A 15,212-nucleotide genomic window follows, 5' to 3' on the forward strand; every position below is an offset into this window, starting at 1 on the left:
ACTCACGCGTTCGATAAAGGATGAGTCGTGACGATCACCGGATAGCGTGATCGGGTGCTCGCGGATGGGTCACACGTCTTCGTCGTCCCCGGCGACATCACTCATCTCGCCGCCGACGCCTGGCTGCTCCCCACCGACCGGACGCTGCACATCACGGAGGGGTGGTACCGAGCAGTCCCTCACCTGCGCGAGTCTGTCGCGCGCCTCGGGGAGGCCGGTTCGGAGTTCCGGGCCGAGCGCGTCAAAGCGCTCGTGCTCCCCGGTTGGCCCGAGCAGGAGCCTCAGCCCGTCCTCGTCCCGGTTCCCTTTGTGGGGATCCGCGACGCCGAGCAGGTCGTCGAGCCGCTGACCGCGGCGTTGCGAGCCGCAGCCGACCCCGCCCGGACGCGGGCCGATCGCCGTCCGCGCAGTCAGCAGCGGCACCTGCCGCTCGTCGCGATGCCGATGTTCGGCTCGGCGGGCGGCGGCGGGGATTGGCTCCGCGGTGAGCTGCTGCGGCGCATTCTCGAGGTCGCGAACGCGGTCGGCCGCGAGCAGGGCATCGACGTCGTACTCGTGCTGCGCGACGCCCCCGACCTCGCGCGGGCCCACGACATACGCCGCGTCGACCCCTACCGGACCTGGGCGGTGCTCGGTGAGGCCCTGGTGCGCCAGGCGCAGGACCTCGCCGCCAAGGCGAGCGCCGGGCAGCTCGTGCCGTTCATCGGCGCGGGCGTCTCGGTGTCGGCCGGCCTTCCGACCTGGAGTGATCTCCTGGCGAGGTTGCTCGATGACAGCGGCCTGCCGCGCGCCGAGCACGACGGTTTCTCGAAGCTCGACGCGCTCGACCAGGCACATGTCCTGCGTCGGCTCCTCACCGAGCAGGGCGACTCGTTCAACGAGACCGTCGCGCGGCACGTCCAGGCTCCGCGCTACGGCCTCGCCCCCGCGCAGTTGGCAGCGTTGCCGACCCGCGAGGCCGTCACACTCAACTACGACACGCTCTACGAGAAAGCCTCACAGGACATGGGGCACCATCTCGCCGTCCTCCCCGAGGAGGCGGTGCGACCGGACGGGCGCTGGCTGCTCAAGTTGCACGGCACCGTCACCCGCCCGGACACGATCGTGCTGACCCGCGAGGACTACCTCGGCTACGGCCGCGGCCGCGAAGCCCTCTCCGCCCTCGCGAAGGCCATGCTGCTCACCCGGCACCTGCTGTTCGTCGGGTTCGGCCTGGCCGACGACCACTTCCACGAACTCATGCACGACGTCCGCGAGGTGCTACCCACGTCCGTCCGCGGAGAGGGCAAGCTCGGCACCGCACTGCTGATGGAGCCCGACGCGTTGCGTACCCGGCTGTGGGGCGCCGATCTCGACCTCGTCCCGATGGGCGGCGCGGATGTCCCCGAACAGGGACGACGGCTGGAGATCTTCCTCGACTGCCTGCTCGCCCACGCTGACCGGGGCCTGCACTTCTTCCTCGACGATCGCTACCGCCACCGTCTCACCGCGCCCGAGCAGCGGCTCCGCGGGCGGTTGCTCGGTCTCACCGCCGAGGCGACCCCGGACGAGCGGGCGACGCCCGCGTGGGCAGAGGTCGAGGCCCTGCTGCGATCACTCGGCCATCGCGAGTAGACCGGCCACGATCGACGGGCGCGGTCTGGCCGAGGGCAACACTGCGCGGACCCTCCGAAGCGCCGCTTCCGGTGTCGACCCCGTGATGAGGGCGCCATAGGCCGCGGCGACGATGGGCGTACGGGCCTCGGCGAACACGCAATGCAGGAGCACCGTCTTGCCCTCCCGACGCAGGTCCCGGATGACGGAGGCGGTATCGGCGAGCAGACCAGGCAGGTCGAGGTTCGCGTCGTCGCGGTCGGTGATCCAGACCTCGACGTGGTCGGCCGCCGGCACACCGGCCAAGGGCGCCTGCGTGGTACCCAGCCGGCAGAGGCTGACGATCGCGTCGGCGACGCCGGGCCGCAGCGCACCGACCGCGCCGAGCAGCACTCCCGGATCGTCCGGGTGCGGGGTGGTCGCTCGTGGAGAGCCCGCGTAGGCCTTGACGGTCGGGGCGCTCGGCCAACCGTCGCCGTCGGGCCTGCCGCGGCGGGCGGCGAGCACGGCGAGACGGGTCAGGTCGCGCGCCCGCAGGCCCGGCCAGCCCTGGAGCAGCCGCCGCCACCGGCTGGGCACAGCGCTCCCTCCGTATCGGGCCCCGAGCAGCGCCCCGGCGATTGCGGCGACCGTGTCGGTGTCCCCGCCGCCGCGCACCGCGGCCTGCAGCCCCTCTTCGAGACCGTCTGCCTGCGCGACGGCCGACCACGCCGCCTGCAGCGCCGCGACGACCCAGCCGTTGTTCGCCGCGTACCGATCCGGCGTGGAACGCTCAGCCTCGTCGAGCAGGGCCGGCCACTGCGGCCCGACGTATCCAAGCCCGACCCGCACGTCCAGCTCACCCGTCCGCACCGCGTGGTCGATCGCCAGGCACCACAACACGCACGCGTCCCCCGCCTGCGGATCGTGGTGGGTCAGGCCGCTCACCGCGCGGGCCGCCTGCGCGATCGCCTCCGGGTCGCCGAGATGTGCGAGCGCGACGGGTCCGGTCCGCATCAACGACCCGTTCCCCGCGGTACGTCCGCTGCGGGCGTGCAACTCGGCCGCCCGCGCTCGCATCCGCGCCGCCGCGCCCGCCTCGGCCGAGCCGTGCAGCGCTCCGAGTACGGCGCGGGTCTGATTGCCGATGTCGGCCGGGCCGTCGTCGTACCAGCGCAGAAAGCCTGCGGCAATGCGGTCGAGCGCGGCGTCGTCACGCAGGTCGGCGCCCGTCGCAGCGACCTCGGCGATGACGCACGCCATCTCGGTGTCGTCGCTCCACTGCCCCGGCGCGTAATCGCCGAGCCCGCCGCCCAGCATTCGTGCTTCCTCCCCGGGCCGCGGAAGGGGGCGGCTGCCGTACTCGTAGGGCACGCCGAGCGCGTCGCCCGCGGCGGCTCCGACCAGGACACCGACCGCACGGTCAAGGTTCATGTAGGTCATGCCGTCACCAGTTCGTGCCGAGGGTTGATCGCCACGGTCTGCACGGCCCGACCACGCCAGCCGAGCACCGAGACCCGGGCGTCCGCCGTCGCACCGCGACCGCTCGCGTCCAGCGGGACGCCCTTGATCTGCTGAGCGAACTGTCGCGCCCGCAAGCCAGGAGTCGGGATCGCCGGCCTCCTGACGGCGTCGACCGCCGCCGCGTGCAGCATCCCGTCCCACACCTGGGCCAGCGTCCGCGGCGAGTCGAAGACCTCGAGCAGCACCGGCCATCCGCTGATCCCGATCAGAACCCCGCTCTGGAACGGAAGCGGCCGCAGATCCCCCACGAGCGCCGCCGCCGCGTCGTCGACGCTGCGCGTGGTCTCCAGGAGCGACTCGGTGGCGCTCTGTCCGTACCGGCGCACCCGCTCCCACACCTCGTGCTGCCCGACCGCCGCACGTACCTGCACCGGCGCGCGTCGTCCAGTTCGGACGTGCTCGCCGCCGCCGTTCCAGCGGCCGTGTTCCACGCACCGCACCTCGAGCACGACCGACGCGCCCGGTTCCACCATCACCGACCGTGCCGCGACCCGGTGCTGCCAGCCGCCCTCGAGCAGCTCTCCCTCCAACACGAGCGCGGGCCGGGCGCCCTCGTTCGTCACGACGAGCTCCTCCACGACCGGCGCCCCGGCCCGCTCCGCCACCTCGATCCACGGCGCGTGGAGGTCGTAACCACGCTTCTCCACCGCCGCCCCGTTGAACACGGGAAACACCGTCAACGCCCCGCGCACCACCGGGTTGCCCACGTGCACGTCCGCCAGCTCCATCACACACTCCCTAGTTAGCGCGACAACGCGCTAACTAATAAGAGCACAGATGCGCTAACTTGTCGAGCGTGACGTGGCGCGACCCCTCCGGGCGGACCCTGGCCGACTACCCCCACCCCTCGATCGCCGTGGACGTGGCCCTACTGACGGTCACGCAGGACGGCCGGCTGGCGGTGCTGCTACACGAGCGCAATGACCACTACGAGACGGGACGCTGGGCGCTGCCGGGGACGTTCGTGCGGATGGACGAGACCCTCCGGGACGCCGCACTGCGGGCCCTGCAGGAGAAGGTCGGCGAGACGGGGCAGGAGCCGCGGCAGCTCCGCGTGTTCGACGCCGTGGATCGGGACGATCGCGGGCGGGTGATGAGCGTGGCCCACGTCGACCTCGTCCCGCCCGGCAGGCTGGAAGGTACGACGGGAACGCTCGTTCCCATCGACCCGACGACCCGGCAGCCGGTCCTCCCGGACCGGCAAGGCGGACTCAGCTTCGACCACGACCAGATCGTCGAAGCAGCCGTCGAGTGGGCACGGGAGGCCTACCAGGAGCGGCCCGACCCGAGGCATCTGATCGGCGAGGAGTTCACGCTGCTGGAACTGCAGCGCGTACACGAAGCAGTGCTCGGGCGGCCGTGGCAGAAGGACACGTTCCGACGACACATGGTGCAGCACCTGGACGAGACCGGCGGCCTCAGCCGCGGGACCGTCGGCAAGCCGGCACGCCTCTTCCGCCGCCAACACGGGAATCCGGCCTGACGGTCACGGAACCTGTTCGAACTGGTCAAACCTTCAGCGGACGAGCCGGTGTTCAGGACGACGGACGTGGTGCGCGCCGGTCCTTACGCTGAGCCAACTCCTCCTCGTCGACGAGGGTGAGCATGGGCTTGCCGGGCGTGCACACCATCGTGACGAGGAATCGGCTCCGGACGTCTGTTCGATTGTTGCCGTCCTGGTAGTGGATCACGTCCCCTCCCGGCTCCCAGAACGCTTCCCCAGCCTTAATGACACGCTCCGGCTCACCCTCCAGCTCGAACACCATCTCTCCCTCCAGCACGTAGCCGAAGGCGGGTCCGGGGTGCCGATGCGGCGGGGTGCCCGGGTCGCCGGGTGGGAACTCGATGACAACGGTCATCACCTCGGCACCGTCGGGGATGAAGGGCGGTTTCGCCTCCTGCAGCACGGTGAGCGCCGTCTGCCAGGCGGTGGACCTCGGCTCGTTGTTCAGCATCGCGAGTACCTCCAGTTGAGTGACCCTGATGTCCTGCGTTGTCAAGCCGTTCATGGTTGCCCGCCGCGTGGAACCGAGCGGGAGGACAGCTCCGGCTCATCGCTGCGGAGGCCGCCCGGACAGACAGTCCACCTCGACTGCCACATTCCTGAGAGGCCCACAATCGCCCACCTACCGTTGTGATCGCCAGTGCTCGGGTGGTTCGGACGACGTCCGGGGATCGCCCTATATCCGCTGATCTGCACGCGATGTAGCTCTCCGGCCATGATTATCGCCGGATGAAACCCGGTGACGATCTCAGTCGGCGGGTTGGGGGATGCTCGCTCGCCGCCGACTGCCGGCCTTGGGCAGCCGACAGAAGGACTCACGGGCCCGCTTGATCACGACGGGCTCGCAAGGTGCATCGACCTGCCCAGGCTCGTGGGGTGCGACTCGCGGCGCGCCCGGCCTCCCGGAGCCGCGAGCGATCCTGCGGCGGGTTTGGTGGTCGATCAGGCCTCGGAGCGGTCCAGCCCGGTCGAGGAGTGGCTGGTCCAGCCAGTCGACCTCACCAGGACGTCAGTGGGTCAGGCGATTCCTGCGCCGCGTTGCGGCATTCCGACTGCACGGTTGCGGGAGCGGGTCCGGAGTGGCGGTGCTCGTGGCGGCAGGAGCCCGGTGTCATCCCGAACTGCCGGCGGAACGCGCGCTCGAACGTCCTCAGGTCGAGGACGCCGACGGCGACTGCGATGCTCGCGATCGCGAGACGGTCGTACCTCGAATCGGACAGCATCGCCTGTGCCGCGAGCAGCCGCTGCTCGCGAAGGTACGCACCCGGCGTGGTCCCGATCCGCTCGAAGAGGGTGTACGCCTGGCGGACCGACACATAGTGCCGCCGCGCCAGCTCCTCGACACGCAGGTCCGGGTCGGCCAGGTGTTCGCGCACGTGGGTCCGCATCATCTCGAGCAACACCTCCTCGGAGCCGTCCCCGCGCGGCACGGAGGGGGTGACGCCCCGCAGCGCCATCGCGAGCACATCGATCGCGGCGTGCCCGGCGTCCAGCTGCTGGTGCGCGGTGAGGTCGTCGGCTTCCTTGAACAGCTGAACAAGGTAGGCGGACAGCATCTGCATGGCCGGGGCCGCGGGGTCCACGCTGCGCGCACACGCTTCGGTGATTTCGGCGGTATGGAGCGGAAGCAGCCGGCGGGAGAACTGCAAGGTCAACCACCGGGTCTCGGTCCGCGAGATCCGCTCGTAGGGGCTACGCGCCTCGATCAGAATGCCCGTACCAGCCGCCCACTTAGCGAGACGGTCGTTCTGGAGCATTTCGGACTGGCCAGACAGATTGATACAGAAGATCATCACGTCGTCTGCCGACGCTCTCGCTGCCATCCGGGCGGTCCGGACCGCCGACATGGATCCTTTCCAGTGCGATCGAAAGAGAGTCACGGCCTCGCCCAGCTCCTGGATCGCCGCCCGCCCGCAGAAATCCGGATCCATCCGAGCGATCATCGGGACGTAGATCTCCCTGGCGAGGTGTTCGTACTCCTCACCGGAGAACTCGCGAATCTGCACGGCCCCGAGGCTAGCTCCGGGCCATCCGCCCAGGTGGGAGCACTGCGAGTGCTCTTGGTGCTACCTGGACGGCTGTTGTCGAGATTAGCGCGGCGGATGATCGTGATCGACGTGTTCACCAAGCTCGGCGGCACCCACCGCCGGTGGTCGCCGCCGACACCGCCTTGACACGAACCAAACGGGCGCACGAAGCCTACGACCTGGGTGTCGTGCTATCCGCAACGCCGCGTCCGAGGACGTTCTCGCTACGGTGCCGGGCACGAACGAACTCGCCGGGCTGCTCATGGGGTGTTTGCGCTCGCGCTCGAACACGCCCGGCCCCGCGTCCCCTCCGGCAGCATTCTGGTCACCGCATTGACGAATCATTGACGATATTCGTAGCCACACCATATTGCCCCCGACGAAGCGTCGCGTAATGATCAACTCGCCAGACTTTGCGAACGTGTGGAGTGTCTCGGAGGGAAGCGTGCACGAACGCCTTACCAGTGGCCCAGAGCGAGAGATGCGGTCAGGGGCCAGCCGGGTTTCGCGGGCGGCAGCGATCAACCGATCACATGCGGAAATCCTCGCATTGCAGCGACTGGCGGGGAATGCGGCCGTGGTGGCCATGCTCCGGTCTTCGGCCGTCAGCGTCCAGCGGGCACCTGCCGAATCTTATCCCGGGCAGTGGAAGGACCTTCCCCCAGTTCCGCCACGGCCTCATCCATCCCAGTCCAGCGACGGTCTCCGGGACGCCACAACTCGGTTTGCCGACACCAACGTCGGCCCCCTCGACGTGTCGTCCAACCAAGTAGCCACGTACACCCCTTTCACCATCGGGGCGGATTTCAGAGACCCCGAGGTCAGCACGAGCGCCTCCTTCGCCGGCGGCATTGCAGGCCCCGCGGGTTCGACGGTCGCCAACACGGTTGGGCTCGGACTGGCCGTCAAAGAACTGAGGGAAGCGCGGCACGACCTGAGAACATCTCCCGAAGGCAGCGCTGCGCACCGGGACGCAGGTCGCCGGCGCGGCCAGGCCCAAGGCGACATCGTTCAGGACGTTTCTGGCGTCGCCGGCAACGCTGCCCTCACGGCCGGCGGGGCGATAAACCTGGCACACCTGCCCGTTGAGGCGTTCAACACTGCGCTCGCGGCCGGGTTTGCGGCCGGGGCACCGGCGACGGCAATACAGGTGGGGCGGTACGGCCGCAAGGCAGCCAAGGCTCACGCCCGTGCCAAGGAACTGCAGAAGCTCATGGCGGACGAGAACGAGCAGCCGAAGCGGGCATTGGAGGCGGCAGAACAGGAGGTCGTCGCCTCGCGGGAGCTGGTGAAAACTCTCGACGACTATCACGCGGACAAAAGCAAAGAGTACGATAGACAGGTCAACATGCTTCTCCACCACCCAGAAGAATCCGGCATACCCGTGGACCGGCCCTGGGATGATGTGCTTGCGCGGCTGCGGCCGATGCAGCTCGAGCTTCAACGGTTGAATCAAGCGCGGGACGAGGCGAACCTCGCGCTGCGCGGGGCATTGGCGAGGCAACAGGAACGCAGCGATCTCAAGGCCGCCATGGAAAATGCGTTGAATGAGGCCGCCGAGGAAGTCCAACAGCATCGGCGCGGCGCGCCCAAGAAAATCTCGCTTCGTATGATCCAAGCGTATGCGGTGAAGAAGAACAAGCGCGGTCTGATCAAGAAGATAGTCAACGCAGGGGTTGGGGCGCTTCAAACGGCGGCAGCCGTCGCCAACCTCGTCGTCGCGATCGCCGTGGCTGCTGGACTGGCAACAGCTGGGGCAAGCGTGCTGGCCGGCACCCCGGTCGGGTGGGCGCTCACCGGACTGGCCGCCGCCGTGGCGATCGGCTTCGTCGGGTACAAGTCGTGGAGGTACTTCGCCAAGCGCTGGAACCTGACGGACGAGTTCGACGAGGAGAAGCCCGCCCGCTCCTTTGGCACCCGGATCGTCGAGACCCTCGCGTTCTGGAAGAAGGCAGGACCGAACAAGCGCGAGGAATACGCGTCCGCGCTCTACCGGATGGCCAAGGGCGACCGGGCCGATCCGACACGGGCGAAAGAGGCGAAGGCGACCATCGCAGCCCTCGGGCTGGACTGGGACGGCCTGAACATGCGTGACGATCCCAAGAGCGCCACCAGCTTGATCGCCGCAAAACTCGCTTCCTGAGCGCAGGGCGGGAATCACCTCCGGGATGCGATGTCGTTCCGTCGCTACTTGCGTGGTTGAAGCCAGCGGCATCGACGCCGAGACCAGGCCCAGATGCGCTGATCAGGTGCGCGGTGAGGTACATGATCAGCCTGTGGATCTACGTAGACTCCCGTTGATCATGCACTCGTCTCACGCTTGGACCGCCTCATGAGCCACTTCCCCTTGGAGCCAAATCGCGACGCCATGGTTGAAATGGGAGATCTTGTCCTCAATCGGGTCATCGACCGCACCGAGCAACTCCCGTCCCGACCCGCAACCAGCCCACTTTCTCCGCAGGCCACGGCAGACCTGGTGGAGTCCTTCCTGGCACCCCCGCCCGCCGCGGGCGGCGACCTGAAGGTGCTGATCGAGCGCTTGGACGAGGCCGCCGACTGCGCCGTGGAGTCCGCCGGGCGCGGCGCCCTCGCCTACATCCCGGGCAGCGGACTGTTCACCGCCGCGCTCGCCGAGTTCTACAACCGCGCCACCAACCGCTACGGCGGCGTGGCCGCGGTGGCTCCGGCACTCGCCGCGCTGGAGGAGAGCGTGATCCGCTGGATCGCCACGGAGGTGTGCGGGCTGCCCGCTGGCAGCGGTGGCCTGTTGACCAGCGGCGGCTCCATCGCCACCTTCTCCGCCACGGTCGCCGCCCGCCACGACCGACTCGGTGAGGACATCGCCCCAGGCACCGTCTACACCACCGCCTTCGCCCACCATTCCGTCGCCAAGGCCGCTCGCCTCGCCGGCATCCGTGCGGCGCACATACGCCTCGTGCCGCACACCCCGAATCTGCGGATGGACCCCGACGCCGCCGCCGCGATGATCCGCGCCGACCGGGAAGCCGGGCTACGGCCGTTTCTGCTGGTGGCCACCGCCGGCACCACCCATGCCGGCACGATCGACCCTCTGCCGCAGCTCGCCCGGCTGGCCGACCGTGAGGACCTGTGGTTCCACGTCGACGCTGCCTACGGAGGCTTCTTCCGCCTCACCGCACGCGGCAGGGAACGCCTCGCCGGTGTCGAGCAGGCCGACTCCATCACCCTGGATCCGCACAAGACCCTGTTCATGCCCTTCGGCACCGGTGCCCTGGTCGTCCGCGACGTCGCGGCGCTACACGCTGCGCACGAGGGCACCGGCAGCTACCTCCAGGACGTCGTCAGCGGCAGCGTGCCCGACTCCGGACACCTCGGAATCGAGTTGACCCACGAGATCCGCGGCCTCCGGGCCTGGCTTCCTCTGCATCTGCATGGCACCGACGCCTTCCGCGACGCCCTGGACGAGAAACTCGACCTGACCGAGCACGTCTACGCCGCCCTCTCCGGCATCCCGGACCTGGAGGTCCCGCTGAGCCCGGACCTGTCCACGGTGATCTTCCGCATCCGTCCCACGGACGGCAGCCGGGCCGCTGCGGAGCGGGCCGATGAGGCGAGCCTGCGCCTCATGGACCGGATCAACGCGCACCGGCGCTTCGTGCTTTCCAGCACAGAGATCGACGGCCGCTACACCCTGCGTATCTGCATCGTGTCCCACCGCACCCACCAGGAACTCATCACCGAGGCGGTGGAGATCATCGGAGGCGAGACAGCCCGCATCGCCTCTGAGCGGTAAGCAACGGTCGGGGCGCTACCGGGTCCTCACCGCCCGAGAGGGCCATCTGTCGCGATCACACGACGGGTGGCCCCCGGCAGGCGACGAGGAACACGTCGCCGCACAGATGGCGATCAGTCCTAGAGGTTGAGCACCGCGTTAGTGCCGGTGACGTAGGGCGCGCAGCGTCTGCGCCGTACGCACCCCGGCGACGGACGTTCCGACGATGACCGCCGTTGGTTTCAATTGTCCGTAACTCTCAGAGCGCCCGCCGGGCAGCGGTGGGCAACTTCATCGATTCTTGCTCGGTCGGCTTCCGGGATTTCGGTCTTCAGAAGCACGACGAGACCGTCGTCGTCGATGTCGAACACGTCGGGGGCTCCCGCGACGCAGTTCGCCCAGCCCTGACAACGTCCCCGATCTGCAGTCACAATTGGCATATTGCTCTCCCCACCTTGCACGGCCGGGAAGTACACGAAGCGGTGCGGCGCTGCCGCACGCTGCCACGCAGACCCCTCGGCTGCGGGCGCCTCACGGCGTCTTCGGACACGACCCCTGCTAGGCCATGGGAATGCGACTGCTCGCCTTCGCGGCGAGTTCCTGATCGTCCACCATCGTGATCATCTCGACGCCGGATGCGCACAGCATGACCACGACGAACCGGCTCGTCCTGTCCGGGAGAAGGTTGGCGGCGGTGTAGTGGATGACGTCGCCACCAGGCTCCCAGAACGCCTCGCCGGCTGCGATGCGATACGGAGCCTGGCCTTCGAGCTCGAACAGGATCTCGCCCTCGAGTATGTACCCGAAGACCGGTCCGGAATGACGATGTGGTCCGATTCCGGGGTCATCCGGCGGCAACTCGAGAACCCGGGTCATCACTGCCGAGCCTTCGGGTATGGACGGACTCGTGACGTGGAGTAGGTCCTTCTGCGTCATCTTCGATGCAACAACGGGCATGCACCCGACGCTAACCCTGCCGGACCACTGAGCAGTGAACCAGTTCGGAGCGATTTGAAGGGACCACTTCCTGTGGCGAGCCTCACTGAATGGTCTTCCTCGAAACGGATCACAAAGAAACGTTTCGCACAATTTGTTGACCGACGCTGAACCCTCGGATAGGCGATAGTCTCCGCGCAGGCGTGTCGGCCTGCGATCTCAACGTCAAACCGTCGTTTGACCCGTCACGTCCGCTCCGCGGGCAGCGTTGGCCGCGCACGATGAGCGGACCTGAGCGTGGCGGTGGGGTGACAAGTTGTCGCACACCACACGCGGCGGGCACCGGCCGTCGGGCCGAGCCCGATCACGGTGGCACTTTGTCCGCTAACGTCCAGTTCTGATGCATCCTTCCTGTGGTGTCCACTCCTCGAAGCCTGACAGCGTTCATGCGACGGTCTGGGGCTTCCTGAGTATCTCGACCAGCGCGGAAATGCTGTGATCCGCGTGGCCGGCCTCGGCGGCGCGCCTCACGAGGTCATGCAGTGGCGCGTTCCAGGACACGTCGACGCCCGTCTCTCTGCCGAACTCCTCGTCCCACGCAGCCGCCTCGAGGAAGAGGCGCACCGAGGACATGGGTTCGGTGTAGTCGCCGCTGTCGATCTCGCGTGCGAAGACGGGCAGCACGGAGGCGATCATCTCCAGCCATTTGACGGTGTACGGGATCAGCGTTGCGGCTTGCAGCCCGCGGGACTGGACGGCCGCAGCACCCTGGAAGAAACCGACCAGCGCCGGCAGCAACGTGGCACCCACCGCGGACTCGTAGAGCGCGGCCAGGTCGGGCTCCTCGCCGAGGTGGGAGATGTCACCGCCCAGAACGTTCAGGGTGTTCTCGTACTCGGCGAACGCGCTGTCGCTCCCGCTGTAATACAGCTGGGTGTCGTCGGCACCGATGGCCGAAGGCACGTTCTTGATCGCTCCGTCGAGGAACCGCGCGCCGTGCCCGCCGGCCCATGCAGACATCGCGCGGGCGCCCGCCGGGGTGCCGCTGTTCAGCGTGACCAGCGTGCGCCCGCGCAGTGCGCCGGCGACAGGCAGCAGAACCTCGGTCGTAGCGTCGTAGGTCGTCAGGCAGGTGACGATCAGGGGGCTCGCCGCAACTGCGTCCTCAACCGCCTCGACATGGCGCGCGCCTCGAGCGACCAGAGGGTTTGCCTTGGCGGCGGTTCTGTTCCAGACCGTCGTCGGATGGTCCGCATCGATGAATGCTTCGGCCAATGCCCGGCCCATCGACCCCAACCCGACAATGGTCACCGGTGTGCGAGCGTGCCCCAGCATGATCATGCTCCTTTCGGGAAAAAATTTCCCACTCATGCTGCTTCGGCGCACGCAATCCCGCAAGTACGCACAATTACATCAGATACTAACAAGTGTGTAAGTGAGAACAGATGACGAAGCGGACCTTCACCTGCGGACTCGACGCCGCCATCGCCGTCATGGGTGGAAAGTGGAAGGGGTTGGTCCTGTTCATGCTTCAGGACGGGGCGCTGCGCTTCGGCGAGCTGCGACGTGCGCTGCCGGGGATCAGCGAGCGTGTGCTGGCACTGCAGCTGCGCGAGATGGAGACCGCCGGACTCCTGCACCGAGAGGTACATCCCGAGGTCCCGCCGAGGGTGGAGTACTCCCTCACAGATTTCGGGCATTCGCTCAGTACCGCGCTCGCGCCGCTCGGCGAGTGGGGTGAACAACATATGACCCGTATCGAGAACATCCCGTGGGGGTCCAGCTCCAGACCTTGACCGAACACCCGTCTCAACACACGAACGTGCGCGGTCAGCGCGAGACCCGAGGACGCCCAGGGAGACGACCGGCGGCGATCAGCAGCGAGGCGATCTCGGAAGGCAGGAAGGCTCGCGATCCGTCCCGCGGGACGCAGGCCGCACCGCCACCGCGACGAACCGCCGGTCGTGCACCGGAGGGCCGAGCACCCCCGGCGCAGCAGTGGCGTTCGAGACGACCGGGAACGTCGGGCGGTCCGGGACGATTGTCGGCGTTGCGCCAAGATTAGGATAGCCTCACTTTTAGGTCGAGATGATCCACCCGCGTCGCACCGTCGGCGCTGACCTCGATCGGACGGAAGGTCGACTGTCGAGCGCAGTGTTGCGCCCTGACTTCACCATGAGGAGTAGCGATGTTCGGACGAGTCGAGCAGGTCGAACACCTGAGTCCACACATGATCCGGGTCGTCCTGGGCGGGGACGGGCTCGCCGACTTCACGCCGTCGCCGTGGACCGACAGCTACGTCAACGCCTACTTCCTCCCACCCGGCGCGACCTACACAGTGCCCTTCGACGTCGACGCCACCCGGGCGCTGCCCGTAGCTCAGCGGCCCCGCTCCCGCCGCTACACAGTGCGCCACTGGGACCCCGAGCGTCGTCAGCTCTCGATCGACTTCGTCGTCCATGGTGACACCGGCGTCGCCGGCCCATGGGCGGAGGCGGCCCGGCCCGGCGACGTCCTCCAGATCAACCGGCCAGCAGGCTCCTACGCCCCCGACCCCGACGCCGACTGGCACCTGATGATCGGGGACGAGAGCGCATTGCCCGCCATAGCCGCCTCGCTCACCCACGTCCCGACCGGAAAGCCCGTGTACGTCGTGGCCGAGGTGGACGGACCCGCCGACGAGCTATCGCTTGTTTCGCCAGGCGACCTGCACGTCTCGTGGCTGCACCGCGATGCCAACCCAGGCACCAACGACCTCGCACTGCAAGCGCTTGACAAGCTGGACCGCCTGCCCGGACGGGTGCAGGCTTTCGTCCACGGTGAAGCCGTCGTCAACCGCGCACTGCGGAAGCACCTGCTCGTCGACTGGAAACTCCCACGCGAAGCCCTGTCGGTGTCGCCCTACTGGCGGCGAACCTTCACCGACGAGAGTTGGCGCGTGATCAAGCGCGACTGGCTGCACGAGGTGGAACAGGACGCATAGTCACCACCGACGTCCGCAGCAAGGCCCCCGCCACGTTCAGCCCCTGGACGCGACGCGGGCCCGGACCGAGTGGTCCGCCACCGTTCCGATGCTCGGACCCAGCACAGCCACGCACCCCGCATCACATGGGCCGCAGACCTTCGGCGATCCGCTCGACGATCTTGGACACCGGGCCGTTCCGGCCTGTCCCCCACAGCTGGACGGGCCCGTCGCCATGGCCGTGAGTCCGGACCACGGCGTCATCACCTGTCGCCCAATGGAAGGATCGTTCTCCCACCATGCTTGCCTCCTCGTCCTGACCGTGCTCTCCACCGTGCTCGCCCCGGCCCTCGTTGCCTGCGGCAGCGACCGCGGCGGCTCGGAGGAGACGGCCACCGGGCCGGCCCAGCCGCGGACCGTCGTGCACGCCCGGGGTGAGACGCAGGTTCTGGCGGACCGCAGCGGGTAGTCGTGCTCGAACCGGTGCAGTTGGACACCTCCGTCGCGCTGGGAAAGATCCCAGTGGGCGCCGCCGTGCTCAGCGAGGCAGCCGGAGTGCCCGCCTACCTGAGCAAGGAGGCTGCAGGCATCAGCTCGGCCGGGACCGTCGCCGAGCCGTCGCTGGAGAAGATCGCGGCCCTCGACCCCGATCTCATCCTCGGCACCGAGTCGCGGCACTCGGCCTTCTACGACCAGCTCTCGACCATCGCCCCTACCGTGTTCATGCCCAGCCAGACCGACCCGTGGCCCGACAACGTCCGGCTGGTGGGACGCGCGCTCGGCGACGAGCCGGAGGCGCAGGCCCTGCTGGACCGCTACCAGGCCCGTTGTGCGGAGATCGCCGAGACCTACGCAACGGCAGGGAAGACCGCGCAGCTGATCCGGCCGCGCGACAGCGTGCTCACTCTCTACGGCCCGACCTCGTTCGCGGGCAGC

The 15,212-nt window shown here is 68.4% G+C and carries 14 protein-coding genes and 1 pseudogene; 8 read left to right on the forward strand and 7 right to left on the reverse strand.

What is annotated here, in order from left to right:
• The first annotated feature begins 54 nt into the window (after positions 1 to 54).
• Positions 55 to 1,614 (forward strand): SIR2 family NAD-dependent protein deacylase, encoded by a 1,560-nt coding sequence (locus ABD743_RS01910; protein WP_344718108.1) that lies wholly within the window; start codon positions 55 to 57, stop codon positions 1,612 to 1,614.
• On the opposite strand, the gene ABD743_RS01915 is transcribed toward ABD743_RS01910, so the two are convergent.
• Together ABD743_RS01915 and ABD743_RS01920 are read right to left on the reverse strand one after the other, a co-directional pair.
• A complete protein-coding gene (locus ABD743_RS01915; RefSeq protein WP_344718110.1) occupies positions 1,594 to 3,015 on the reverse strand; it encodes an ADP-ribosylglycohydrolase family protein in 1,422 nt (473 codons plus the stop codon). The two genes, ABD743_RS01910 and ABD743_RS01915, sit on opposite strands and share 21 nt — an antisense overlap.
• Positions 3,012 to 3,824: an ARPP-1 family domain-containing protein gene (locus ABD743_RS01920; RefSeq protein ID WP_344718112.1), complete on the reverse strand. Its 813-nt coding sequence runs from the start codon at positions 3,822 to 3,824 to the stop codon at positions 3,012 to 3,014. The genes ABD743_RS01915 and ABD743_RS01920 overlap by 4 nt, the downstream gene beginning before the upstream one ends.
• Positions 3,825 to 3,892: 68 nt before the next feature.
• On the opposite strand from ABD743_RS01920, the gene ABD743_RS01925 reads away from it, so the two are divergent.
• A complete protein-coding gene (locus ABD743_RS01925) occupies positions 3,893 to 4,579 on the forward strand; it encodes an NUDIX hydrolase (RefSeq protein ID WP_344718114.1) in 687 nt (228 codons plus the stop codon).
• 52 nt (positions 4,580 to 4,631) lie between these two features.
• Here ABD743_RS01925 and ABD743_RS01930 read toward each other — a convergent pair whose 3' ends face one another.
• On the reverse strand, positions 4,632 to 5,096 hold the full coding sequence (locus tag ABD743_RS01930; protein ID WP_344718116.1) for a cupin domain-containing protein: 465 nt from the start codon (positions 5,094 to 5,096) through the stop codon (positions 4,632 to 4,634).
• Between the two features lie 502 nt (positions 5,097 to 5,598).
• Positions 5,599 to 6,606, reverse strand: a complete 1,008-nt coding sequence (locus ABD743_RS01935) for a helix-turn-helix domain-containing protein (RefSeq protein WP_344718118.1) — start codon at positions 6,604 to 6,606, stop codon at positions 5,599 to 5,601.
• 775 nt (positions 6,607 to 7,381) lie between these two features.
• Between ABD743_RS01935 and ABD743_RS01940 the strand changes: the two genes are divergently transcribed.
• Positions 7,382 to 8,770, forward strand: coding sequence for a hypothetical protein (locus tag ABD743_RS01940; RefSeq protein WP_344718120.1), 1,389 nt, complete (start codon positions 7,382 to 7,384; stop codon positions 8,768 to 8,770).
• 234 nt (positions 8,771 to 9,004) lie between these two features.
• On the forward strand, positions 9,005 to 10,399 hold the full coding sequence (locus ABD743_RS01945) for a pyridoxal phosphate-dependent decarboxylase family protein (protein ID WP_344718122.1): 1,395 nt from the start codon (positions 9,005 to 9,007) through the stop codon (positions 10,397 to 10,399).
• 221 nt (positions 10,400 to 10,620) lie between these two features.
• Here the strand turns inward: ABD743_RS01945 and ABD743_RS01950 are convergent, their stop codons facing one another.
• From ABD743_RS01950 to ABD743_RS01960, 3 genes are all read right to left on the reverse strand, one after another.
• Positions 10,621 to 10,818 (reverse strand): ferredoxin, encoded by a 198-nt coding sequence (locus tag ABD743_RS01950; RefSeq protein WP_344718124.1) that lies wholly within the window; start codon positions 10,816 to 10,818, stop codon positions 10,621 to 10,623.
• A 118-nt stretch (positions 10,819 to 10,936) separates the two neighbouring features.
• Positions 10,937 to 11,335, reverse strand: a complete 399-nt coding sequence (locus ABD743_RS01955) for a cupin domain-containing protein (protein WP_344718126.1) — start codon at positions 11,333 to 11,335, stop codon at positions 10,937 to 10,939.
• Between the two features lie 423 nt (positions 11,336 to 11,758).
• Positions 11,759 to 12,649, reverse strand: coding sequence for an NAD(P)-dependent oxidoreductase (locus ABD743_RS01960; protein WP_344718128.1), 891 nt, complete (start codon positions 12,647 to 12,649; stop codon positions 11,759 to 11,761).
• A gap of 110 nt (positions 12,650 to 12,759) precedes the next feature.
• Here ABD743_RS01960 and ABD743_RS01965 point away from each other — a divergent pair, with 110 nt between their 5' ends.
• From ABD743_RS01965 to ABD743_RS44375, 4 genes and pseudogenes are all read left to right on the forward strand, one after another.
• Positions 12,760 to 13,110 carry a winged helix-turn-helix transcriptional regulator gene (locus ABD743_RS01965; protein ID WP_344718130.1) on the forward strand — a complete coding sequence of 117 codons (351 nt, stop codon included), beginning with the start codon at positions 12,760 to 12,762 and terminating at the stop codon, positions 13,108 to 13,110.
• Between the two features lie 392 nt (positions 13,111 to 13,502).
• Positions 13,503 to 14,297, forward strand: a complete 795-nt coding sequence (locus ABD743_RS01970; protein WP_344718132.1) for a siderophore-interacting protein — start codon at positions 13,503 to 13,505, stop codon at positions 14,295 to 14,297.
• Positions 14,298 to 14,553: 256 nt separating this feature from the next.
• Positions 14,554 to 14,745 (forward strand): hypothetical protein, encoded by a 192-nt coding sequence (locus tag ABD743_RS01975; protein ID WP_344718134.1) that lies wholly within the window; start codon positions 14,554 to 14,556, stop codon positions 14,743 to 14,745.
• A gap of 53 nt (positions 14,746 to 14,798) precedes the next feature.
• Positions 14,799 to 15,191: pseudogene (locus ABD743_RS44375) on the forward strand (ABC transporter substrate-binding protein); the annotation flags it as partial.
• Positions 15,192 to 15,212: the final 21 nt, after the last annotated feature.

It is taken from the genome of Pseudonocardia yunnanensis (assembly GCF_039534065.1).
Taxonomy (GTDB): Bacteria; Actinomycetota; Actinomycetes; order Mycobacteriales; family Pseudonocardiaceae; genus Pseudonocardia; species Pseudonocardia yunnanensis.